Origin of the sequence: Algoriphagus sp. AGSA1, from assembly GCF_021390545.1 — a bacterium.
Taxonomy (GTDB): Bacteria; Bacteroidota; Bacteroidia; order Cytophagales; family Cyclobacteriaceae; genus Algoriphagus.
In genome coordinates, this window is the sequence record NZ_JAJUWR010000004.1 from 21,341 (window position 1) to 44,058 (window position 22,718).

The window sequence follows — 22,718 nt, forward strand, 5'->3', positions numbered from 1 at the left end:
TTGGTTTAAATAGAAATCCCTAATTTTTTCAGTTTTTCAAACAAATTTTCATAACCCCGGTGTATTTGCCAAGAATTTTCTATTAAAGTTTCGCCTTCAGCTGTAAGCCCAGCAAGAAGCAATGCTATACCAGCTCTCAAATCTAGCGCATTAACCTCTGCTCCAATCAGAGGATTTCCTCCATTAATTACAAGCAGATCACCTTCTACCGAATAATTCATTCCCATCTTAGCAAGCTCTTCTGCATAGCCATATCTACCAGGAAATCTCAAATCAACTATTTTGGACTCACCTTTGGACATAGCACCATAAACTGCTAAAATCGGTTGCATATCTGAATTGATTCCAGGATAAGGACCTGTGCTTATTTCTAACGGATATGGAGATCCTCCTTTAACTATAACTGAATCAACACCCTTATACCACCTAAAACCACTTTCTTTTAAAAATATTAAAGGAACTTCCAAATGATCTACAGGGAAATTCTCAATTTCAACGTCTCCATTTGTTATTACTGACCCTATTGCCCATGTTAAAGCTTCCATATTGTCAGGTATAACGCTGTGAACAACTCCAGACAACTTTCTTACCCCATCAATCTCAATTCTTTGTTGGCCAAAAACCTTGATTATTGCGCCCATTTTGGATAACATATCTATTAAATCCATTATTTCAGGGCGAATATGTGGATTCCATAGAACAGTACTTCCCTCTGCAAGAGAGGCGGCTATAATGCTATTTTCGGTAGCACCTGTAGATCTCATAGGTAAATGGATACTATTCCCCTTCAATCTACCATCTTTGGCCTTAGCACATAAAAAGTCATCTTCTTCCCAGACTTCAGCCCCTAACCTTTCTAAAAGCATTACGTGCAAATCATACTTACGCTCACCAAGCTTACATCCACCAGGAAGCGGAACCTTTCCTTCACCAAATCTTGCTGTAAGAGCTCCAAGAATAAGCAGTGTATTACGGATAGATCTTTCTTTCCAATCGAGGACTGTTGTAGTATTAGCTTCTGATTCCGAAATTTTCACATAGTCTTCATTCGAATAGTATTCTTTACCTAACACCTTTAGCATCTCCAAATGAACTTGTACATCCAATAAGCCATTCGGAAAATTATACAATTCTACATTCTCATCTGTGAGTATAGATGCTGCTAGAAGTCGCAGTGAGCTGTTTTTTGCCCCACTCACTTTCACTTTGCCTTGCAAAGTTCCTTTTGTAACTTTTAAAATATTATTCATAATTTTTTTTTAAATATTAAAGATCCCATTGTTAATCTATTGTAAAAAGATTGAAGCTAACAGAGAAGATTTACTCAAATCACCTAAACTATCAATTTATAAATTATAAGCTTAACAATTAACTATAAAAAGCGAGATTTAGTTAAAATGAGAGAGAGAGACTACACCTCATTTTGAGAAGAATAACTAAATATAAATTCAAAAAAATTAAGTAAATACTTATGAGTATAATAAGACTATACTCATTTAACTGTCTTTTACTTTATAGTACTCGACATACCATTTTACAAAATTCTCTATACCTTCCTTTAAATGAATTTTTGGTAAGTATGAAAACTTTTCTCTCAAATTATGAGTATCTGCATAAGTAACTTGCACATCTCCTGGTTGAGCCTCAATATACTTCTTAGAAAGTATCTTTCCTGTACTATCTTCAATCTGATGGATAAAATCTCCTAAACCAAGAGGCCTACCCTGACCTATATTACATACTTCCGCACCATCTATTTTTTCACTCTGCCCAAATATTTGAATAATCCCAGCAATAATATCGTCGATATAGGTAAAATCCCTCTTTTGATTTCCCTGATTAAAAACCCTTATTTCTGATCCCTCAAAGGCCGCCTTAGTGAAGATAAATGGAGCCATATCCGGTCTTCCCCATGGCCCATATACAGTGAAAAACCTTAAACCTATTGAGTTAATATTAAATAAATGGTGGTAGGTATAGGCCATTAATTCATTTGATCTCTTCGTAGCGGCATACAGACTGACAGGTTTATTACAATTTTCTTCTTCCGAAAATGGCTGTTTTGATTCCATGCCATACACCGAGGAGCTTGATGCATAGATAAGGTTATCGATAGCTTTATTTCTACAAAATTCTAATACATTCAAAAACCCTTCAATATTGGATTTAATATAGGCCTTGGGGTTTTCCAGACTATACCTTACCCCTGCCTGAGCCGCTAGATGAATAATAGAAGTGATCCCAAAATCATCAGCAAGAAAGCTCCATAAGCTATCATCCTCAATATCTGCCTTAATAAAAGTAAAATCGCCAGCAACTAGTGTCGGAAATGAAGAGTCATTTTGATTTATACCGATTATTCCTAATTCTGCTAATCTTGCTAATTTTAAATTAGGGTCATAATAAGAATTTAAGTTATCAACTCCTACAACGTTATGTCCCTCCTTAATCAGTCTGTTGCAGAGATGAAATCCAATAAATCCTGCAGCTCCGGTAACTAGTATTTGCATGGCTTGTTTAAGAGAAATTAGATTTGACTTTTGGAATACGAGTAATTACTCCGACTGTCTATAGACTTCGTGACCACCCTCAACCAAATGCATATCCTTTTGCATCAATTTGATATCGGAGACCATCATATCCTCCACTAGTCCTGCCAAATCGTATTCCGGCTCCCAGCCCAATTGGTTTTTTGATTTGGTAGGGTCGCCAAGGAGAAGATCAACTTCTGTGGGGCGGAAGTAGGTGGGATCCACGCGGATGATTTCCGAGTTAATAGTTAAATTGTTAAAGGTTATCCCGTTAACTGTTAACTCTGAACCATTAACAGTTATCCCTTTCCCCGTTGCCTCATAGTATTTCTGCTCATCCACAGCGTCTAGTATCCCCACCTCATTGACCCCTTCTCCTTCCCAGCGGATGCTGAAGCCCACATGGGCAAAGGACATCTGGACGAAGTCCCGCACTTTGGTGGTTTTCCCGGTAGCTATGACAAAATCCTCCGCTTTGTCCTGCTGCAAGATCAACCACATGGCTTTTACATAATCCTTGGCATGCCCCCAGTCCCTTAGGGCTTCCAAGTTGCCTAAATACAAGCAGTCTTGCATGCCCAAAGCAATGGCTGCGGTGGCCATGGTAATCTTACGTGTCACAAAGGTCTCGCCTCTTCTTGGAGATTCGTGGTTGAACAAAATCCCGTTGCAAGCAAACATATCATAGGCTTCCCGGTAGTTTTTGGTGATCCAGAAACCGTAGATCTTTGCCGCTCCATAGGGGGACCTAGGGTAGAACGGCGAGCTCTCGTCATAGAAACCTGCCGCGTTTTTGTTTTCCGGCATACCTCCGTACAGTTCTGAAGTAGAGGCTTGGTAAATTCTGGTCTTTTTCTCCAGTCCCAGAATACGGACCGCCTCCAGGATTCTTAGGGTTCCGATACCATCCACATTGGCCACATACTCCGGAGAGTCAAAGGACACCTTCACATGGGACATGGCTCCCAGATTGTAAATCTCATCCGGCTGCACTTCCTGTATAATGCGGATAATATTGGTAGAATCCGTCAGATCACCGTAATGTAACTTGAAATTAACAGACTTCTCGTGCTGATCCTGATAGAGGTGATCTACACGCTGTGTGTTAAAGGATGAGGCCCTACGCTTGATCCCATGAACCATGTAGCCTTTTTCCAGTAAAAGCTCGGCTAAGTAGGAGCCGTCTTGTCCGGTGATACCGGTGATGAGTGCGGTTTTCATGTTTTTTCTTGACACGGAGTCTCACTGAGTTATACCCGGAGTCCCACTGGTTAATTATTTAATATATCTTTTTATGCCCTCCCTTAGGCTTTTGGTATTGAAATTCAACAGCAATCCTACTTTATGACCCGAAAACTTCAAATAAGTTAAAATTTGGGCTGTATGCACTTCGGTTAATTTCTCAACTACTTTAAGTTCGATAATAACCTGATTTTCTACAAGCAAATCGATTCTATAACCACATTCCAGTTTAATCTCTTCATAAATCAATGAAACAGGAACTTCAGAAGCCACCAGTAAACCTTCTTTTTCCAATTCATACTTCAGACAAGCTTGGTATGCAGATTCCAAAAGTCCTGGCCCCAGTTGAGAATGAACCTTAAAAGCACATTTTAATATAAGCTCTGTTAATTTTTCCTTTTCAAGCATATCACTAAAAAAAACTGTGTAACTCAGTGACTTCTCCGTGAAACTCTGTGCAATAAAGTTGCGAGCCTGCGAGCTATTAAATTTTCACTTGCTTAAACGTCTCCTGATTCTCGAGGAACCACTCGTATGTTCTCTTGATCCCTTCTTCCAAGCCCACTTTGGCTTTCCATCCGGCATCAGTCATCTTGGAGACATCCATGAGTTTTCTTGGGGTTCCATCGGGTTTGCCGGCATCCCAGATGATTTCACCGGTATGGCTTACGGTTTGTTGGATGAGCTCTGCCAGTTCTTTGATGGTCAAATCCACCCCAGTTCCTACATTGTACAGATTATCCTGGAATTGGTTTTCCAATGCATAGACTACCGCATCCGCCAAATCCTCAACAAATAAGAATTCGCGCATTGGTGTTCCACTACCCCATAGTGTCACAGGTAAGTGCTCTTTCTCTGCTTCGACTTCGCTCAGCATAGACAAATGTGATTGTTTTGCCTCATGAAACTTGCGGATCATGGCAGGCAGCACATGGGAGGTGTTCAGGTCAAAATTGTCGTAAGGGCCATATAGATTGGTAGGCATCAGGGAGATGTAATCCTTTCCAAATTGTTTTCGGATAGCCTCACAGGCCTTCACTCCCGTGATCTTGGCTATGGCGTACCACTCATTGGTAGGTTCCAAGGGGCCGGTAAGCAAATATTCCTCCTTCAGGGGCTGTGGGGCCAGTTTGGGATAGATGCAGGAGGATCCCAGGAAGATAAACTTCTGTACGTCGGTACTAAGAGAAGTATCTATGAGATTGTTCTGAATCTGCATATTCTCCATCAGGAACTGATAGGGATAGTCATTGTTAGCCAAGATTCCTCCTACCCGGGCCGCGGCGTCTATGACCACATCGGGTTTCTCCTGAGCAAAGAATGCCTCTACAGCTTCCCTGTTTCTTAGGTCTAGCTGGCTGGAGGTTCTTCCTACCAGGTTGGTGTAACCTTTGGCTTCCAAGTCTCTCCAGATGGCGGAGCCTACCATGCCACGGTGGCCAGCGATGTAAATCTTTGCGTTGTTATTTATCATAGACACTACGTTAGAAGAATTAAGGTATTAGAGGGAGAAGGTGGAAGGTGGAAGGTGAAAGGTGGAAGGGAGAAGGTGGAAGGTGAAAGGTGGAAGGTCAAAGCGTTTTTGCGATTGCGTTTATTAAACCTTTGAGCATGGATGCTATTTCAATTCCAGCTTTCTCCAACTTATTCATAACTTCTCTAGAAATCCAATTTCTTTTTCCAAATAATGTGAGAAGCGAAACTGTTTCATACAATGAACCACGTGCTATGTAAAGAAATCTTATGTACTCTTTTTTCGATTCTCTTCCTTTTCCCTCTGCAATGTTTGAAGAAATTGAAACAGCACTTGCCTCAATTTGCTCTATTAACCTATAATGCTTTAAGGATGAATTTAAATTTTCAGCAAGATCTAGTATGACATCGGCAAATTCAATAGACCTCTGCCAAACTTTCAGCTCCTTAAATCCAAAATCACCATTCATAAACTTCTGCCTTTGAGCATACTACTTTCGCCTTCCACCTTTGAGCTTCCTACTTTCACCTACTCCACCAACTCCGGTTTATCCCTTTCCAGCCGCTCAAACACCTTCTTCACATCCTGTGCGTTTTCTTTGTTCAGAACAAGAATAGCGTCGGGGGTTTGGATAAGGAGGGTGTTTTTTAAGCCAAGAAACTCTGTATGCAGGTTGGTTCCTATTACCATATTGCCATTAGAGTCAACCCCATGTCCCATGCTTTTGAAATGATCATAGATAGACTCAAAAGAGCCCATGTCTGACCAGGGAAATTCTGAAGGGACTACTTTTATTTTCTTTGTTCTTTCCATTACCGCATAATCCACTGAAATAGAAGGAATCCGCATGGAGAGCTCAAAATCAAGTTTGCCGTCTTTAGCTGATTCAAAAGCAATCAAAGATGCTGCATACACTTCCGGCTCAAATGCTTTCAGTTCTTTCAGATAGACGCCAGCCTGAAAGCAAAACATGCCTGAGTTCCAGAAGAAATTCCCGCTTTTCACAAATGTCTCAGCAGTTTGAAGGTTAGGTTTTTCCCGAAATCCCTTGACTTCCTCCCCCGCTGCCTCTATGTAGCCAAACCCCGTTTCAGGCCTGGTAGGTTTTAGTCCAAAAGTGACTATATCTCCTTCTTTGGCAAGGTGGATCGCTCTTTTCACCGCATGGTCATAGCCCTCTCCTGCCTGGATCAGGTGATCCGAAGGCGTGACAAACAAAATATCCTCCGCCCGGGCCGCAAATGCGGCGAATGCTATTGCCGCAGCCGTATTCCGCGGACAGGCTTCTATGATCTCCACAAAGTCTTCCACTCCGGCCAAGGTCAGGTCTTTCCGGGACAGTTCATAATTGTCACAGTTGCCCACGACCATGGCCTGGTCGCAAAATCCTTGGTTTCTTCTTACGGTATTTTGGAATAAGGTTTCTCCCTCAAAAATCGGCAGGTACTGCTTGGGTCGGGATTTGCGGGAAAGCGGCCAAAGCCTGGAACCTACACCGCCACAGAGGATAACGTTTATGGTATGCAAGAGAGGGAAAGTTAAGGGTTAAGGGTTAAGGGTTAAGGGTTAAAAGGGTTGAGGTGGAAGGTGAAAGGGATAAAGTTAAGGGTTAAAGGTTAAGGGTTAAAGGTTAAGGGTTGAGGGTTCGTGATTTTTACGGTGCTTTGGATTAACAATTAACAGACTAACTTTTTATAGTAACACCTGTCACTTATATCCTTTGCCTCCACTATTTTTCAGAACTTTAATTAATCCTTGAATTTTGAACTTTAACACATCCGTTAATCTCAATACCTCACCTTGCTCAAGAGTATCAATAAAACCTGCGTCCAGAGCTCTGAAAAATTGAGATCTAACTTTACCATTGGATCCTTTTGCGATGTACAAGAAGTTAATAAATTCTTTATTTCCATCTCTTTCAAATCCCTCAGCAATGTTATCCATAATGGATCCAGCAGCTGAATTAAATTGGACATAAAAGCGATAATCTTTTGAGAATTGCTCCTTTCTAGTTAATATCCGAACCTGTAAACAAAGCTCACGAGCTAATTTCCATATCTCTAGCTCTTCAAAAGAGGTTATACTTGCCAAAGGATTTTGTTGTTTTCACCGTGCGCTGATTAAGGTGAAAGAGTTAAGGATTCTACAGCGTTTAGGATTAACATTTAACAAATTAACTTTTAACAAAAGATGAAGGAAGTTAAAAGGTTAAGGGTTAAAGGTTAAGGGTTAAGGGTTAAGGGTTAAAGGTTCAGTTGTTCACTGTGTATTACATTAACGTTTAACAAATTAACTTTTAACAGTAATGGAGTTAAAGGTGAACTCGTCATTACAGTCGGACTGCAATGACGGGTCATTTATCAGCTACCGATAGCATAGGTGGTGTAACCTAAGGTGCTTAGGTATTTTTTGTCGTAGATATTCCTACCGTCAAAGATTACCTTGTTTTTCAGCAGTTTACCCATCACATCCCAGCTTGGGATTCTGAATTCGGACCACTCGGTCACAAGCAGTAAGGCATCCGCATCCACCAACGCCTCGTAGGCATCCTTGCAGTAGGTCACTTTGTCAAATATATAATGTGCCTTGGCCTCTTCCATGGCGATAGGATCGTATGCTTTTACCGTAGCACCTGCCGCACGCAGCTCATCGATAATCACGCCCGCAGGGGCCTCTCTCATATCGTCCGTGTTCGGCTTGAAGCTAAGTCCCCACATGGCAAAGGTCATCCCAGTGAGGTCATCTCCGAAATGGGCCTTTACTTTATTTGCCAATACATGCTTCTGGTCGTCGTTTACATCCTCTACAGCCTGCAACACCCTCAGATCATAATTGTATTGCTTTGCGGTTTTGATGATCGCTTTCACATCCTTGGGAAAACAGGATCCACCATATCCTACACCAGGGTAGATAAACCGATTGCCTATCCTCGGGTCAGAACCTATCCCCTTTCTCACCATATTGGCATCGGCACCGACCAGCTCGCAAAGATTGGCGATGTCATTCATAAATGAAATCTTGGTAGCCAGCATGGCGTTTGCGGCATATTTGGTCATCTCAGCGGAAGGGATGTCCATGTAGATGATACGGTCCCCGCTGAGTTGGAAAGGCTTGTAGAGACGCTTCATGATCTCTTCGGCGCGCTCATCATCCACGCCGATCACAATTCTGTCCGGCTTCAGGAAATCCTCGACCGCGGCACCTTCTTTCAGAAACTCAGGGTTGGAAGCCACTGCAAAAGGAAGATCAGAATCCCTTCTGCTCAAGGCTCCTTTGATCGCCCCGCGGACTTTCTCACCTGTGGTGACCGGCACGGTGCTTTTGGTAGCCACCACAATGTAATCGGTCATTTTAGCACCAATCTCATCGGCTACAGCCAGTACATATTTCAAATCCGCGGAACCGTCTTCACCCGGAGGCGTTCCCACAGCGATAAAGGCAACGGAAGCCCCCTGAATGGCCTCTCCCAGGTCCGTACTGAACTTGAGGCGACCGCTTTTGTAATTTCTTACCACGATCTCTTCCAGACCCGGTTCGTAGATAGGCATAATGCCCTGCTTTAGGTTCTCGATTTTCCTCTGATCGATGTCCACACAGGTAACTTCGATTCCTACATCGGCAAAACATGCTCCCGACACCAGACCTACATAGCCGGTGCCTACTACTGCGATTTTCATATGATTATAATTTGTAGTGTTAGATTTTTAATAAAAGGGTTATAGGGGAAAGCTCGAAGGTCGAAGAATTGGAGTTAAGAGTTAAGAGTTAAGGGTTAAGGGTTAAGGGTTTTATCACCAGTATCCAGGATTAACATTTAACAATTAACTTTTAACACCCAAGGGTTAAGCTGGAAGCTCAAAGGGATCTCTCCCGCTGGTCGAGATGACGAGGCATCCAGGATTTGATGGGCAGGCACAGCTTCGCCCTTTCAGTCCCATTTGGTCCCTAAAAAGGCAAGGTAATAATCTTCTCATGGAATAGATATCTCTTTCTATCCCTGAGGAAAGTATGTACTGCCTGTTATGTGAATTGTTCTAGCGTATTTCAGCTGTTTTGGTGAAAACTCGAAACGAATTAAAACCGGTTTTTTGGGTATTGGGTCTAAAAAGTGACCAACTATTGTTTTTTTTAAGGCTTTCTTTCACGTTTGAATCCGTAAAGATAAACAAGTGAGTAATTTTTGTACTCATTTTTTGTCCTATTTTTCCGCATAAATTTTATATTATTGAAAATGCTTTTGATCCCTTGGATTATTGCTTACAACCAGAACAATCTGCTGCTGTACCGCTTCCAATGCTTCAGCGTCATAAACAAGCCATAATTGGGTATGCCCAAACACTTCGCCCAGTAAGTATTGTCCTGAACTGTGGACTCCTTTCAGCATGCCGGTGCCTTGGTATGCCGAAGAATCAGAATAGGAGAAAATCTCCGTCAGCAGTTTATCAAAGGACTTACCATAATCATAAGCCCGCTGGAAAACCGCCATAATCTTGCCATCGACATAAAATTCATACCTGCTGTAGTTTAGCTTATTTTGAGTAGTGACCGCTCTTAGCACCTTTATCCCGCGCTTGCCCAGTTTTAATTCAGCAACCACGACGGGGCTCAGTATGCCACCAATAAGAAGCTTATTGCCTGCGATATCCCTGAGCGGCTCATACAATTTAATCTCATGGATTGCGGGTTCCCGGGATTTGAACTGTAGTTCCCGGAGCATTCGGATAGGATCAAACGGAATAGGTTTTCCGTAGAACTTATATTTCACGGCCACTCCCAAGATCCGTATAGACTTACTGTGGTAACCTGTTGCCAGTTTACTCAAATAGTTCAAAATATCCATATGAAAAACATTCCAAATCGGTGGTGAAAAGTAGCTGATTGAAACAAGGTGTTTTTTTTCAACTTATAGTTCCAAGTTATTCTGGGCTCCACTATATCATTTATTGTAGTCGAATTACTTGTATGAAAGTACTTGTAAAACGGGGTATTATTACCTCCTCGTGCTGCCACATATTTATTTTTGTTTTGAATTGTAAATAAAGTGGAAGGAGCCGGGAAGGGTGGAGAAACAAAAGATTGTCGTGTGAGCGGGCAGTAACATGGAGCACTTAACGGTTTAACTGTTGATATGAGGAGATCAAAAGATCCAATTGATAAAGTGTTGAGAGTCAGTGGCTGTTGTTTGAACAACTACTTCCTTCGCCTTAACGCTCTCTTCCACCAGGGAATATGAACTTCCTCGTGGTAGCCATAGGAATTGTTGCCATAACCATACCCATAGCCATAGCCATAACCGTACCCATAGCCATATCCCCTATCTATATGGACATCATTGAGGATGCCGTAGATCTTGGACACCCCGCCCTTTTCCACCAGATTATTGAGAATATGTGCGTTGGTTTTCTTGGAGTATCCCTGGCGGAATACAAAGAAGCTGATATCAGCCATAGGGAAGAATTCCTTGGTCTCCGACACCAGTCCCACAGGCGGGCAGTCGAAAATCACCACATCATAGGTTTGCTTGATCTCCTTTACGATTTGGGCAAACTTTGGCTGAAGTAAAAGTTCTGCGGGGTTGGGCGGGATGGGACCGGAGAGAATCACGTCCAGATCGGTATAATCCGTTGATTTCACAGCCTCCTGCCAAGGCGTGTTGGTACTGAGACAGGTACTCATGCCGATATCATTGGGCAAGTTGAAATCCGCTGCGATCTTCGGTTTCCTCAAGTCCAGCCCTATCAGTATGGTTTTTTTACCCATCAGTGAAAACACCGAAGCCAAATTGATGGAGACGAAAGTCTTTCCCTCCCCGGAGATAGAAGATGTGAGGAGTATTGCCAAGCTATCCCTGCGGGGGCTGAGGTAAGCCATGTCTGCCCGTAAGGAACGAAATGACTCGGTAACCGAAGACCTCGGATTATTCAACACTGGGAGACCGTCTCCCAGGCTCCGCCCAATCATGCCTATCAATGGAACCTTAATCTGTGCCTCCAATTCCTTGGGATCTTCCATAGTAGTATTGAGAAAATCCTTTATGGTGATAAAACCTACCGGGAGAACCAGCCCCAATAATAAGCCTATCAGCATGTTCAGGGATCTTTTTGGAGCTACAGGAGTGTTTCCGGCCTTTGCATAATCCAAAATGGAGTTCTTTGGCATATTGGAAGCCATTGTGATCTGGGCTTCTGCCTTCTTTTCCAAGAGATAGACATAGATGTTTTCATTTATCGTAAACTGTCGCTGTATGCCCAATAGATCCCTTTCTGTTTTGGGCAAGGCACTTATGTCCCCTTCGATTATCCTTATCCGGGTATTGATGTCCGCCAATACATTCCGGGTATTGCCAAGTGCCAGATTGACGTTCTCCTGAAGTTGCTTTTTTGTGTTTTCGATCCGGTTGGAGTTTTCGCGAACTACCGGAGCCTGATCCGAATAGTTTGATTTAAGTCGAATCTGCTCAGCCTGCAACTCCGCCAGGGAATTGACCAATGTATTCAGCAAAGGATCCGTCACTCCTATAATCGAGGGAGCCACCAATTCCCCACCACGGCTGTTATCAAGGTACCCATTCAGCGTCTGGTAGTATTTCATACTTATTTCCGTTTCGCCCTTCTGCTTCTCCAATTCCTGTAAGCGCTCAAAAATCCCAGCCCCCTCCTGAGACAGGTTGAAGATGTTGTTGTCCGACCTGTACTGCTGCAGCCTGTTCTCGGAAAACTCAAGAGAATCGGTGATCCCACTCAATTGCTGATCTATAAAGCGCACGGTGCTTTCCGAAGCCCTGTTTTTCTCATCCAGCTCCCTCTTGAGGTACATCTCCATCAGTTTGTTGATGTAATCTTCTCCCAGTCTTCTCACCGGGGTCTCCACGCTAAGAGCCAGTATAGAGGACTGCTTGTTCAGCGGGGCCACAGCAAGTGCTGCCTTGTACCGTAGGGCAAGACTAGGCGTATCTGATAGCTTAAACAGGATAACATCGCCAGGACCGGCAGAGATGTCTTCGATCCTAAAATCCAGGTTAGTGGCCCGGATCTCCTGTCCAAAATTATAAACTGACTTGGCCAATGCGGGATTTTTCATCCCGGACTTATAAAAGGGATCCGCGGGATTATACACACTGAACCCCTCATCGGCTATACTGAGTTTGAAGGACTCCCCACTGATGACCTCCAGCCTGAACATTCCCCCAACCCATTGGGGCTGATCCCAGTCCACACTTACCCGAATGGGCAGTCTGTCATACAGCTGGGTGACAGACACCAACCCCTCATGGTAATACTCCACGTTCAGGTCCAACTCCGAGATGGTCTCCTCCGCAAGGGAGTAGGACTTCAATACCCCTATTTCGTTCTCGATGTTGCTTTTCTGAAGGCCGAACCCCACCGTCTCAAACAGATCCGTACCCAGACTGGGCTTGTCATCTTCGACTAGCACACTCGCCTCGACTTTATAAATATTGGCAGCATACCTGTTGAACAAAAATGCAGAGGCAAGCCCCGCAAGCATAAAAGCCGCAATGGCCGGCCAATATTGGAGGTAGTTGAACAGCAATACCTTGAGGTCTATCTCATCCTCCTTCCGGACCGTGAACGGATTCTGCCCGGAATTAGACACGTTGGGGGTAGTGGGGTACATAAAATCTTAATTAATTAAATTCAGTATAAGCGCAAGGGCAGTGACCGCCGAAATAATCAATGCAAGTGACTGGGCAGCATTCTCCCCCGCACCCACTTCCCGCACCTTCATGGGTTCGGCATACAACTGGTCATTGGGCTGTATAAAGTAAAAAGGGGATTCCACCACCTGTCTGTCTATCAGATTAATCCTGTGCAATCTTGTCCCTTCCGGATATTGACGAATCAGAAGTATTTCGTCACGCTTGGCTACAGGTGTCAGGTCACCTGCGTTGGCAATTGCCTCAAAAATCGTCATACGGTCCTGAAGAACCACAAATTTGCCGGGTCGCCTGAACTCTCCCAATGCGGCATATCGGATCCCGCCCAGCTTGACTTTGACATAAAGTTCCGAGGTGACATATACTCTCAGGCTTTGCTCGATCAGTATCCTAGCCTCTTCAAGGCTTTTGTCCTTCACGTGCACGTTTCCGACAATCGGGAGCCGTATGTTGCCTTCCTGATCTACCGTATATCCCGTCATATAATAGATATCCCCTCCTGACTGACTGGCCATATTCCCCATCTGGTTCACTCCCGCTGCGGATTTGTTGTTAAATCCGGACTGGATCATATCATCGACAGTCTGTATGTTGACATCGATGATGTCGTTGTACTGGAGCTTGTACTCTGGGACCTCGTAGGTAATAAGCTCGCCTTCATCGATAGGCAAAGCGCCTTTCATATTCTGTAAATAAATAATCTTCTCATTTGAAATACAGCCGAAAGCCATACAACATATCAAAGGATACAGTAAACCTATTTTAAGATTCCTCATGGTTTAAACTACAATAGCCGTTAAAAGTTAAGGACAGTAAATCAGGTTTTGGGCTTATTTAGGAAGAGTATAAGTATTGCTCAAGGTAAATTTGCTTTGATAAATATCCTTAACCAATAAAATAAACTATGACAAAGTGGGGTGATTTTAATCTTATGCCAATAAGAAAACATATAAGGCACATGATTTCAAAATGTAATCATATAATATGCTAGGGAAAGAAATCCCTTCTCAGTGAGAAGGGATTTAATGAGTGAAATAAAACAACTTCTGAGCAAAATAACAATGAGTTTGATTGATGATACATTATATTATCAGATCTGTTTATTTTTTTTAGTTATCAATACCATCCCCATGGCAGGGATCATTCTAGGGCATCAAAATTGAAGGCATTGCTACAGGTAATCACCTTATTCATTGGCAGAAAAACAGCTTTATTAATTTAGTACAGCACATCAGATAATGCCTTCCAGCTTTTGACCAACCATATCTGAAGCGAATCCCCATTATCCAGCAGGCAGGTTTCTCCCAAGTGATTTTGTACTAGAATCCGGTCATTTGAACGGGGTAAGCGTAATTCTGAAATATTGGCCAACTGCTCCACACAATTGATATAGGACAAGGAATCTTCATGGCATTTAAAATATTCGAAAAGCAGGTTTCCATCTTTGTAATAGTCCACTCTTAAAAAGGAAGTGAATAAAGTCTGTCCCGTGAAAAGATGGGTCTCATGCTTAACCCTACCTTGATAAAACCATGCAACGCACTGGACTTTTCCTACCGATGAAAAGAAATACTTTCTGAATCTGGGAATCACCGTAATCGGAAAAGGCTGCATCAATCGTTCTTTAACCTTAAGACTATAAAACGAGGTGATAAAATTTTCAATTACTGTAAAAGGGTCAAAATCAGTCTCCTCCCCAGCATGTATAAATTCAACATCAATGCCATCAAGTTGTTTAACTGAACTAAATGGACGAATGCATAAGAAATCTTTCATGGTTAAATATGAACAATATTATCAAAACGATGGAGTAAATGCATTTTAATGTAAATAAATTGTCAATATTTTTTGTTCTGCACATAGCCACGATCTATAATTACATATCAGATAAGCACCAGCTTCCTAAATACAGCCATAAGCTGCTCAGTTGTTACAGGTTTGTTCATAAATTCACTTATTGAACCTATCCTCATTGCTTTAAGACTATCGTTGGGATCATGGGAGCTTGTTCTCACAATTATTTTATATTTAGAGGTTATTGTTGGGTTTAGTTTTTCAAATTCCCTCAAAAACTCCCAACCATCCATCACAGGCATATCGATATCCAATAATATTATACTTTTTGAATGAATGGAATCATCCTGTGGTTTTGATTTGAGAAATTCAATTCCTTCCATTCCGTTTTTAAACCAACGGATAGGCTTATGGAACTTCATCCTCCTTAATAAATTAGACTCAAGAAGCATGATCGCCTGATCGTCATCAATGATTAAAACTTCAGAAAAATTAAACCCCATAGCAAGATAAAAATCAAAACGTACGATCTATAATATATATCAACTCAGTAAAACCAAAAGAGCATGTAAAGCAGTTCTTGATAAAGAGAACAACAGTATAACACCACAATTCAACCATAATAAATCCACAGCTTGAAAGGAGTGCTTTTTTTCCTTAGTTCCTCCATTGCATCGCCTAATTCAGCATGCCTATTTATAGCGACTAGGAAATCACCTCTATTGGCATCAGGAGGTAGGATATATACATTCAAAGTATAGTGTCCACGAAGGTAGTTTGCAAGCTCATAGGCAGACTCCAGATCATTAAAACTTCCTGCTACCAGGTAATATTGGGGATTATGCACTAAATACTGAGCAGTATCAGGAAAGAGTTCTCTTCCATAACCATTTTCCTGAGAAACACTATTCCTAGAAGAATCGGAAGATAGCGTACCCAGGACCGTAACTTTCGAGGCATGATCAACCAAGCCATACCGCTTGACATCGAATCTAGGATATTCGTAGGGACGATAGTTAAAATCACCTTTAAAGAATACTGCCTCAACCCTGGTATTGATGGTGTACCCGTCCAATTCACAAGTAGCAGGGCAATCCACCAAAGGATAAGATTTGCCATAAGAAACTGAATTGATGCGTTCTGGTTTTATCCCGTTTTCTATAAGATGAGCTACTACTGCTTTAGCATGTCTTTCCGAAACTCTCTGATTAAAGTAGTGGGAATGCCTGGAATCAGCATGATGTTTCAAATCCAAATTAACATCCGGGTTTTCCAGGAGAAATTGGGTCAACACCCCCAGATAAACGTAATCAGATTCCGGGAGCCTCCTGCCTTTATCCAGTACCTTAAAGTGATTGAGTATGACTGTTGAATTAAGGGCAAATGGCTGCAAATGGGTTTCCGCACTGTCTTGTTGATCGCGGGATATAAGACAATCTGCAATATCCTCACATCCCAAACAAAAATGAGGGTTGGCAATAACGGCCCCACTCTTGTCATAAAGATCAGACTCGCCTATTGCTCCATTGTGGAAGAGCTCGACAGCTTCATATGGATTGTTCAATTTAAGTCGTTCCTGAATAATTTTCGGTTTCTTTGCGGTGAACTGATAGTGATCCGTAATAAGTAAAAGGCTTGTGTCATCTCTCGATGCATTAAAATCGATATTCCCATTAGAGGAATCCCCAACCGATGGAATTCTCATCTGGATTGATGGTACTTTATATGAAACAAATAAATTAGTTGAACACTTTGTGCCGGATCCAAACGCATAATCCTGATTTAGTAAAAACCCTTCATCGCTTCCGACAAAAATGGATTGAAAAGAGAATATTATCTCTATGAAGGACAGTATAGCTGAAAACTTATGCATAGGATAAACAATTCAATAAAACCCAACTAATCTGATCCAACGATACCCTATACACAATGGTAAAAACAAACAAAAACATTGATTATTTCTAACTTAAATTCCAGTTAAAATTTATGTTCATCCCAATCTTATTCCAAAATCAATTGGCGAATTGATTTACCTATCCTTGATGGTGTGATGTTCTCTCCTTTCTTGTAAAGGAACAAAATTCCACTTGAAACAAGATTAGTCATTTGGTAGTTAACCTTCTTATTCTAAATATTTGTATCATTTTGTAAATTAAAAGCCCACAAGATAATTTCCCGATCAAAATCCATTATATCAGTAGCTCAGGGCAAGCATTTTCCCGAAAGGAAATTGAATTTTATCCCACGAAAGATCGCTGACAAATCAGTTAATTTAGAATGTATGAGCAGAAAAAACCCCTAAAACCCACTTTATGCCCGTAACTCAACATCTAAGGCGTAGAAAATCAGGGCAAAAAAAATAAAATTTAAATTTAGCACTCTAATTGGAGCAACAAAAAGCAATTTAACCATAAATCCAAGCGTTTAAGCTAACAAAATACAGACCATACACAATTAAATATAAATCAAGTGTAATTATTTGATAATTAAATGTTAATTTTACTTATTATATCTTATAATTGACGTAAAAAAAACAATGTGTTTTTTACTGTTTTCATGATTTACACAATTAACATAAACCCTTTTTAAATTTTTCCTTTACCTTCGAAATCCTATCCGAAAAACAACCAACGCAAGAAGAAAAAGGCATATTTGATGAAAAAAATTCTAATAATAGAAAACGAGGCGGAATTAGCCGAAAACATTGAGGATATCCTAACTCATCTAGGGTATGAAACTTCCAAGGTTCTCACAAACGCTGATGAGGTCCATGAATATTTGAGAAGCAATATTCCTGATTTGATTCTAATGGATATATTACTTGACGGGAAAGTGGACGGCATAGAACTAACCATGCAGATCAGGAAGTCAATTCATGTGCCCATCATATTCATCACCGCTTATTCGGATTTGGATTTTCTTGAACGGGTAGCGAACGTACCAAATGAGGGATACATCCTAAAGCCATTTTCCAAAGAGAGGCTTCAATCGAGTTTATATCTAGCCTTTAGGTCATTTGAAAACAAATCCCTCCCCCTCAAAAAAAGCACCTTACAGGTCAGGGACAGAGGCCACATTGTATCCTTGTCAGAAGATGATATTTTGTTTTTGAAGGCAGATGGGCTGTACACCAGGATTTTCACAAAAGAAAGGCAGTACACTATGCGTGATATACTAAAGGACGTTGTTGGCCGGCTTCCGGACAACAGATTTATTCGGGTCCACAAATCATACATCGTAAATCTTTCTTACGTTTACTCCATAAATTCCAAAGAGTTGATCATAGAAAATCAAGCCATCCCTATCAGAAGGGGATATTTTAAGGAACTGCATACCAAAGTTATTGAATATAAGCAGCAGAAGCCGTGAGGTAAAGGAATGCGAGCCAAATGCCGTACCTCCATATGGGAAGCGGTTAACAAGGACATGCTGAACAACGACAGTAATAGATAAAAAGCTATCATTTTTAATGATTTGCTGTTTTTTTACCGAGAAGGATTTTTTGGGCAGGGCGTATGCCAAAAAACGTCCAGACTGCAGCTTAGAGTGCCTCTTTAGCATTTGATTGATGTCCTTCCCATCCTTGAATGAGTTCCATAAACCCATTTAGATCTGGCATCAACCAAACCTGAGTATGACCAAATACATCGATCAACATTTGAGCGCCTGAGTCCTTATCCCGGATCAGATAGCTTTTATCTGTTTGAATGGTAGCCTCACTCAATTTCGGAACTAAGGCCAACACAGTGGAGGCAAAACTTCTACCGTAATCATATTTTCGGTATAATATCGCAACAACTTTTTCATCGCAATAGAATTCATAGTAGCTTATGCTGTATTGCTCCAATTTTGTCACGTATCTAAAGGCTTTGATCTGATTTTTCCCGAGTTTCATCGTAGCCTTGACCTTTGCAGGAGGAAGGCTAGACGCTGACATTAGTCTGGACAAAACTTCCGTTAACTGTAAAACATCAGAAACTTCTGAAAATCGCTCAGTTGTGACCTTCACCTTAAGGCCGCGGAGCATAGTCAAGGGACTAAAACCCACCAGTTGACCAACATAATCAAATGTGACAGTCTGTCCGTCAACAACCTTATTCACACGCCTATAGCCTGTAAAAACCCTTCTCAAATAATCAATCATAAATCAAACTTAGGTCCACTATCCTTTTTGCTCTTTCTTGGTAAGCTGACCGTATCATTTCGGCACTCTCCCTCTTACACCTCTAGGTTGCATCTTAAATCCAGCCTGATGAAACCTTGTGTCACAAAAAATCACACTCGCTACACTTATAAACCATGCGACCTGCCTTACGCAGGAAAGGATTTCATAACCTGCCCTGACTATTCGGCGTGACCCTTTAAGAGGCAAATCACCAACAGATGAAACGCACGGTGAAGAAGCACAAACTCTTTTTTTTGCCTTCTTAGTTGCACCGGATCAACAGGTTCAAAAGAACTATGTTTTTGATGAAGGACAGCCCATTTATCGATGAAATTGTATTTTTTGAAGCTGTTTGTATATAAACGGAATACAAAATTGAAATCAAAAGCGCAAAGACTGATTAAGAAATATGACTGTCAGCAATGATGTCAGTAGCCCTACTTTCGGGTCTGCAGAAAAACGCCAGCAATAGATCAAATACTATCATTTTGAATGATCAACCCCTTTCTCATCTGTTTGTAATTGTTTTTCAATGGTCAGATGGAATCTCGCATAGTAGATAATCATCCCTTTGTGTGTCGCCTGCGACATGCTCGATTTCATGACACAATAACAGCATAGGGACTAACTTTGGCCAAATTAAAAATGGCGTATCATCAGGATAAAGATTTTTCACTTATTTGAGATAGTCAGTTGGCATAGCTATAAATATTGTGTAATTTGGTAGCACAAACAGAAAACATCGCACCGACCCAATTAACCTGATGTTCCTTTTTTCTTTTAGACAATAGAGCTTTTACCCAATTTTCGGTCAGTCGGGAAATTTCCAATGATTTAGTGTAAAAGTGGACCTGTTGAAACTTTACATCTATTAATCAGGCGAATCGACCAAAGTTCAACTGAAAAGATTGATAAGGAGTGATATTGCGGGTATTTAATCTTAAACCTATAGTAGTTATGAAGAAAAAAATACTTATTGTGGAAGACCATATGATCCATCGTTTCATGCTGAAACGGTTTCTAGAAGTCAGTAATTTTGATGTAGAGGTCGCAAGTAACGGTATAGATGCCATGGAGCAGTTGAACTTGGAGAACATACCTGATGTAATTGTGACTGATTTGAACATGCCCTATATGGACGGGTATCAGTTTCTGAAAATACTTCGGGAAAACAAGGTGACCTCCCAAGTTCCGGTTATAGCTATCTCCGCGCTTGATTTCCTGTCAAACGATGAACTGAACGGATACTTTTTTGATCATTGTATCACAAAACCATTTAAGTTAGAGCATCTACGGAATGAGATAATGCAGGTGATTGAGGATTGACCACCCAACCAAGACTGAGGAAAAGGGATGAATTAGGGCATGCTGAAAAACGCAATAATAGATTAAAAGCTATCATTTTGACTGATTAGCTCATTTTTCATGCGTTCGGTTTTTCAGCAAGTGCAAGCTTTTTGACGAAAAGAGATCTTTATCCATGCACCAAAATTACAATTAAGGCAAGTCACTGGTGGCCATAATCCAGAGGTCTTTTTGCTTTAGTTTTTGCTGAAAATATTCCAATCTAGAAGCTGCCGTTTCATAATCCTCAAATCGCCCTAAAGAAACTCTATATCTCTTTGATTTATTATCGATTGGCAGGACCATCGCATCTTCAGTTAGTTTGGATTTAAGATTAGCAACATGTTTTTCTGCTGCCTGGAGTGTGACAAAACTTCCTGCTATCAGGTAATAGTTCCTTGCCCGATGACTAATCTGGGATGAATCTTCCACACTGTTATCATCAGGCTTCTGGATGATGCTAGTATTTGACTCTTCATGTGTCTGACCTGGAAACAGCTCGGAAATAATTTCAGGTGCTTTAGTATTAACGTCCAATTTATTTCCGTTTTTCAAATCGAGCAAGGGATATTCATAAGGCTTAGCCTTATAACCACCCTGAAAAAACAGAATTTCCGTTCTCCTGTTTAACTGATGATCATCTTCACTGCAATTATCCCCACAATTATTGACCGGAAAAATCTCCCCATAAGACTCGGTAAAAATCCGATCTCTGTCTATACCCAGACTGATCAGGAAATCGACTACAGATTTAGATCTTTTCTCGGAAAGTTTTTGATTATAGGATAGGGATCCCCTGGAATCCGCATGTGACCTAAGCAGTACATTCAGAGATTGATTTTCAATTAGTATTGCAGAAAGTTTGGTGACTGACCCACTTTCCTGAGGTCTAATAGTATATTTGTCAAAATCATAGTAAATATCCCTAAGAACCATGGGCGTATTCAGTCGTAAGCGCTGCAGTTCAATAAAAACAGTATCCACATTTAGGATATTCAGATCTCTGACCTCGTAGTTAAGGTAATCCTGACCAAAAACATTTAGGTTTATTAGCGTATCAGCCCGGGTTACAAAAAAACCAGTGGTACCATTATCCTCTGTAAGAAAATTCTGGTACGTATTAAGACTATGTTTTTGAAGTTCTATGCCGATATTTGGAAGAGGAATATGAGTCTCGGCATCGTCAACCTGTATTATAATCCGTCTGACTTGTTCGTCCGGAAGCTTGTTTATATAATAGATGTCATCCATCCCCATACCTCCTTCGCGATCTGAGGAGAGCACCTGCAACCCATCCAACTCCTCATCAATAAAGAAGAAAAAGTCATCTTTATTTGAATTATAGGGAACTCCCATATTATGAGGCTTGCCATCTATGGTGGTGGACAGGGGAAGGTAATAAATATCCAGACCGCCAAGGCCTCCCAATCCATCGGAGGCAAAGTAAAGGGTATCCCTATGTACAAAGGGGCTTCGTTCTGTACCAAATGTATTAACGGCGTCACCCAGGGTCAAGGGCTCAGTCCAACTGCCATCTTCAAGTAATTCCATCAGGTAAAGGTCCAACTGTCCATTGCCACCAGTATAGTCAGCGGCGAAATATAGTTTTTGATTTTCCGAATCCCAGAATGGGTCAGTAAGAAAATTAGCCGGGGTATCGGTAATTAATTTAGCTATACCTGTGTCCTGATTTTCCCAGGTGATCTGAGGAATAATATCTTCTGATTTTCTATGCTTTGCAGGGCCTTTCCTAGGAGTGTTGGTAATAAACAAGTGGATACTGTCCCTGCTCAGTGGTCCAGCGTGAAGGGGGAAATTGAAATCGGAAGCTGGATGAATATCCTGAAGATCTCTCTTCAAAGAATCATATCTGCCTTCATAAATCCGTAGGAAACCATTTCCAGTCCAACCATATCTCCCTGACTTGTAATTCTTGGATTTAGAACCATTTTGGGGCTCAGAGAACCTATCAGTGACAAAATATTTCTGAGTCCCCAGCGAGGTATATGCAAATTCAGAATAGGTAGTATTGACCTCTTTGAATGGTATGATTTCGGAAGTGGTAGCGGAATTAAGGATGGATTTCGCTTCCCATGCGGATTTGTATAGCATCTGCCATCTGGGCGAAGATGTCTGATTCTGATCCAAGGTTGCCAGGGAGGCCAATGCCTGTTTAGCCTCTTCAAATTTGGAATTCCCTATAAATATCTCTGCCAGGTCATAGTAATTTCCAACCTCCATATCGCCACCCTCCCTATACCATATATACCAAAATTCCGCATCTTTGAATTCTCTCTTTTTCAGATGAGAGGTTGCAAGTCTAAGTGCCAAATAATGGCTAGGGCGTTTTTCAAAAACTTTTTTATAATTCTCTATTGCGGGATCATATTCAAACAATCCGAATTGCTTGTCAGCCTCTCTTTGAATGGATTTGTAGGAAACACAACCACAGAGGGATAAAAGACAGAAGACATATGCTATTAAACTTTTCAT

General features: G+C 41.3%; 19 protein-coding genes. 2 read left to right on the top strand and 17 right to left on the bottom strand.

Translation table 11 applies throughout. The features are described 5' to 3' along the window. Positions 1-5 precede the first annotated feature (5 nt). The 15 genes from murA to LZF95_RS03470 form a co-directional block, all read right to left on the bottom strand. Positions 6-1,250, bottom strand: a complete 1,245-nt coding sequence (murA, locus tag LZF95_RS03400; protein WP_233753582.1) for a UDP-N-acetylglucosamine 1-carboxyvinyltransferase — start codon at positions 1,248-1,250, stop codon at positions 6-8. A 246-nt stretch (positions 1,251-1,496) separates the two neighbouring features. Next, the gene (locus LZF95_RS03405) at positions 1,497-2,510 is read right to left on the bottom strand and encodes an NAD-dependent epimerase/dehydratase family protein (protein ID WP_233753583.1); all 1,014 of its coding nucleotides are present in this window, start codon (positions 2,508-2,510) and stop codon (positions 1,497-1,499) included. Positions 2,511-2,555: 45 nt separating this feature from the next. Next, positions 2,556-3,752, bottom strand: a complete 1,197-nt coding sequence (gene gmd / locus LZF95_RS03410; protein ID WP_233753584.1) for a GDP-mannose 4,6-dehydratase — start codon at positions 3,750-3,752, stop codon at positions 2,556-2,558. A 54-nt stretch (positions 3,753-3,806) separates the two neighbouring features. Further along, complete coding sequence (locus tag LZF95_RS03415) at positions 3,807-4,181, bottom strand: GxxExxY protein (protein WP_233753585.1); 375 nt, start codon at positions 4,179-4,181, stop codon at positions 3,807-3,809. A gap of 76 nt (positions 4,182-4,257) precedes the next feature. Then, complete coding sequence (locus tag LZF95_RS03420; protein WP_233753586.1) at positions 4,258-5,247, bottom strand: GDP-L-fucose synthase; 990 nt, start codon at positions 5,245-5,247, stop codon at positions 4,258-4,260. Between the two features lie 97 nt (positions 5,248-5,344). Beyond that, positions 5,345-5,716 (bottom strand): four helix bundle protein, encoded by a 372-nt coding sequence (locus tag LZF95_RS03425; RefSeq protein ID WP_233753587.1) that lies wholly within the window; start codon positions 5,714-5,716, stop codon positions 5,345-5,347. A gap of 59 nt (positions 5,717-5,775) precedes the next feature. Then, entirely contained in the window at positions 5,776-6,774 is a 999-nt protein-coding gene (locus LZF95_RS03430) for a mannose-1-phosphate guanylyltransferase (protein ID WP_233753588.1), read from the bottom strand. Between the two features lie 180 nt (positions 6,775-6,954). Next, on the bottom strand, positions 6,955-7,338 hold the full coding sequence (locus tag LZF95_RS03435) for a four helix bundle protein (RefSeq protein WP_233753589.1): 384 nt from the start codon (positions 7,336-7,338) through the stop codon (positions 6,955-6,957). 269 nt (positions 7,339-7,607) lie between these two features. Beyond that, a complete protein-coding gene (locus LZF95_RS03440) occupies positions 7,608-8,924 on the bottom strand; it encodes a UDP-glucose/GDP-mannose dehydrogenase family protein (protein ID WP_233753590.1) in 1,317 nt (438 codons plus the stop codon). A gap of 545 nt (positions 8,925-9,469) precedes the next feature. Further along, complete coding sequence (locus tag LZF95_RS03445) at positions 9,470-10,087, bottom strand: hypothetical protein (RefSeq protein ID WP_233753591.1); 618 nt, start codon at positions 10,085-10,087, stop codon at positions 9,470-9,472. A gap of 350 nt (positions 10,088-10,437) precedes the next feature. Beyond that, a complete protein-coding gene (locus LZF95_RS03450) occupies positions 10,438-12,882 on the bottom strand; it encodes a polysaccharide biosynthesis tyrosine autokinase (RefSeq protein ID WP_233753592.1) in 2,445 nt (814 codons plus the stop codon). Between the two features lie 6 nt (positions 12,883-12,888). Further along, positions 12,889-13,698 (bottom strand): polysaccharide biosynthesis/export family protein, encoded by an 810-nt coding sequence (locus LZF95_RS03455; RefSeq protein ID WP_233753593.1) that lies wholly within the window; start codon positions 13,696-13,698, stop codon positions 12,889-12,891. A gap of 442 nt (positions 13,699-14,140) precedes the next feature. Beyond that, a complete protein-coding gene (locus LZF95_RS03460; protein WP_233753594.1) occupies positions 14,141-14,698 on the bottom strand; it encodes a hypothetical protein in 558 nt (185 codons plus the stop codon). Positions 14,699-14,805: 107 nt separating this feature from the next. Then, positions 14,806-15,219 carry a two-component system response regulator gene (locus LZF95_RS03465; protein WP_233753595.1) on the bottom strand — a complete coding sequence of 138 codons (414 nt, stop codon included), beginning with the start codon at positions 15,217-15,219 and terminating at the stop codon, positions 14,806-14,808. A gap of 110 nt (positions 15,220-15,329) precedes the next feature. Beyond that, on the bottom strand, positions 15,330-16,421 hold the full coding sequence (locus tag LZF95_RS03470) for an OmpA family protein (RefSeq protein ID WP_233753596.1): 1,092 nt from the start codon (positions 16,419-16,421) through the stop codon (positions 15,330-15,332). Between the two features lie 950 nt (positions 16,422-17,371). Between LZF95_RS03470 and LZF95_RS03475 the strand changes: the two genes are divergently transcribed. Beyond that, a complete protein-coding gene (locus LZF95_RS03475) occupies positions 17,372-18,085 on the top strand; it encodes a LytTR family DNA-binding domain-containing protein (RefSeq protein WP_233753597.1) in 714 nt (237 codons plus the stop codon). A gap of 172 nt (positions 18,086-18,257) precedes the next feature. Here the strand turns inward: LZF95_RS03475 and LZF95_RS03480 are convergent, their stop codons facing one another. Then, a complete protein-coding gene (locus tag LZF95_RS03480) occupies positions 18,258-18,860 on the bottom strand; it encodes a hypothetical protein (RefSeq protein ID WP_233753598.1) in 603 nt (200 codons plus the stop codon). A 978-nt stretch (positions 18,861-19,838) separates the two neighbouring features. On the opposite strand from LZF95_RS03480, the gene LZF95_RS03485 reads away from it, so the two are divergent. Then, the gene (locus tag LZF95_RS03485; protein WP_233753599.1) at positions 19,839-20,207 is read left to right on the top strand and encodes a response regulator; all 369 of its coding nucleotides are present in this window, start codon (positions 19,839-19,841) and stop codon (positions 20,205-20,207) included. Positions 20,208-20,378: 171 nt separating this feature from the next. Here the strand turns inward: LZF95_RS03485 and LZF95_RS03490 are convergent, their stop codons facing one another. Then, positions 20,379-22,718 (bottom strand): OmpA family protein, encoded by a 2,340-nt coding sequence (locus tag LZF95_RS03490; RefSeq protein ID WP_233753600.1) that lies wholly within the window; start codon positions 22,716-22,718, stop codon positions 20,379-20,381.

What these genes read in the sequence shown, in the direction of transcription:
- LZF95_RS03415 (WP_233753585.1), bottom strand. Translation starts at nt 4,181, where the DNA reads ATGCTTGAAAAGGAAAAATTAACAGAGCTTATATTAAAATGTGCTTTT.
- gmd (WP_233753584.1), bottom strand. Translation starts at nt 3,752, where the DNA reads ATGAAAACCGCACTCATCACCGGTATCACCGGACAAGACGGCTCCTAC.
- murA (WP_233753582.1), bottom strand. Translation starts at nt 1,250, where the DNA reads ATGAATAATATTTTAAAAGTTACAAAAGGAACTTTGCAAGGCAAAGTG.
- LZF95_RS03450 (WP_233753592.1), bottom strand. Translation starts at nt 12,882, where the DNA reads ATGTACCCCACTACCCCCAACGTGTCTAATTCCGGGCAGAATCCGTTC.
- LZF95_RS03465 (WP_233753595.1), bottom strand. Translation starts at nt 15,219, where the DNA reads ATGGGGTTTAATTTTTCTGAAGTTTTAATCATTGATGACGATCAGGCG.
- LZF95_RS03405 (WP_233753583.1), bottom strand. Translation starts at nt 2,510, where the DNA reads ATGCAAATACTAGTTACCGGAGCTGCAGGATTTATTGGATTTCATCTC.
- LZF95_RS03490 (WP_233753600.1), bottom strand. Translation starts at nt 22,718, where the DNA reads ATGAAAAGTTTAATAGCATATGTCTTCTGTCTTTTATCCCTCTGTGGT.
- LZF95_RS03425 (WP_233753587.1), bottom strand. Translation starts at nt 5,716, where the DNA reads ATGAATGGTGATTTTGGATTTAAGGAGCTGAAAGTTTGGCAGAGGTCT.
- LZF95_RS03485 (WP_233753599.1), top strand. Translation starts at nt 19,839, where the DNA reads ATGAAGAAAAAAATACTTATTGTGGAAGACCATATGATCCATCGTTTC.
- LZF95_RS03470 (WP_233753596.1), bottom strand. Translation starts at nt 16,421, where the DNA reads ATGAGAATTCCATCGGTTGGGGATTCCTCTAATGGGAATATCGATTTT.
- LZF95_RS03475 (WP_233753597.1), top strand. Translation starts at nt 17,372, where the DNA reads ATGAAAAAAATTCTAATAATAGAAAACGAGGCGGAATTAGCCGAAAAC.
- LZF95_RS03480 (WP_233753598.1), bottom strand. Translation starts at nt 18,860, where the DNA reads ATGATTGATTATTTGAGAAGGGTTTTTACAGGCTATAGGCGTGTGAAT.
- LZF95_RS03445 (WP_233753591.1), bottom strand. Translation starts at nt 10,087, where the DNA reads ATGGATATTTTGAACTATTTGAGTAAACTGGCAACAGGTTACCACAGT.
- LZF95_RS03440 (WP_233753590.1), bottom strand. Translation starts at nt 8,924, where the DNA reads ATGAAAATCGCAGTAGTAGGCACCGGCTATGTAGGTCTGGTGTCGGGA.
- LZF95_RS03460 (WP_233753594.1), bottom strand. Translation starts at nt 14,698, where the DNA reads ATGAAAGATTTCTTATGCATTCGTCCATTTAGTTCAGTTAAACAACTT.
- LZF95_RS03455 (WP_233753593.1), bottom strand. Translation starts at nt 13,698, where the DNA reads ATGAGGAATCTTAAAATAGGTTTACTGTATCCTTTGATATGTTGTATG.
- LZF95_RS03420 (WP_233753586.1), bottom strand. Translation starts at nt 5,247, where the DNA reads ATGATAAATAACAACGCAAAGATTTACATCGCTGGCCACCGTGGCATG.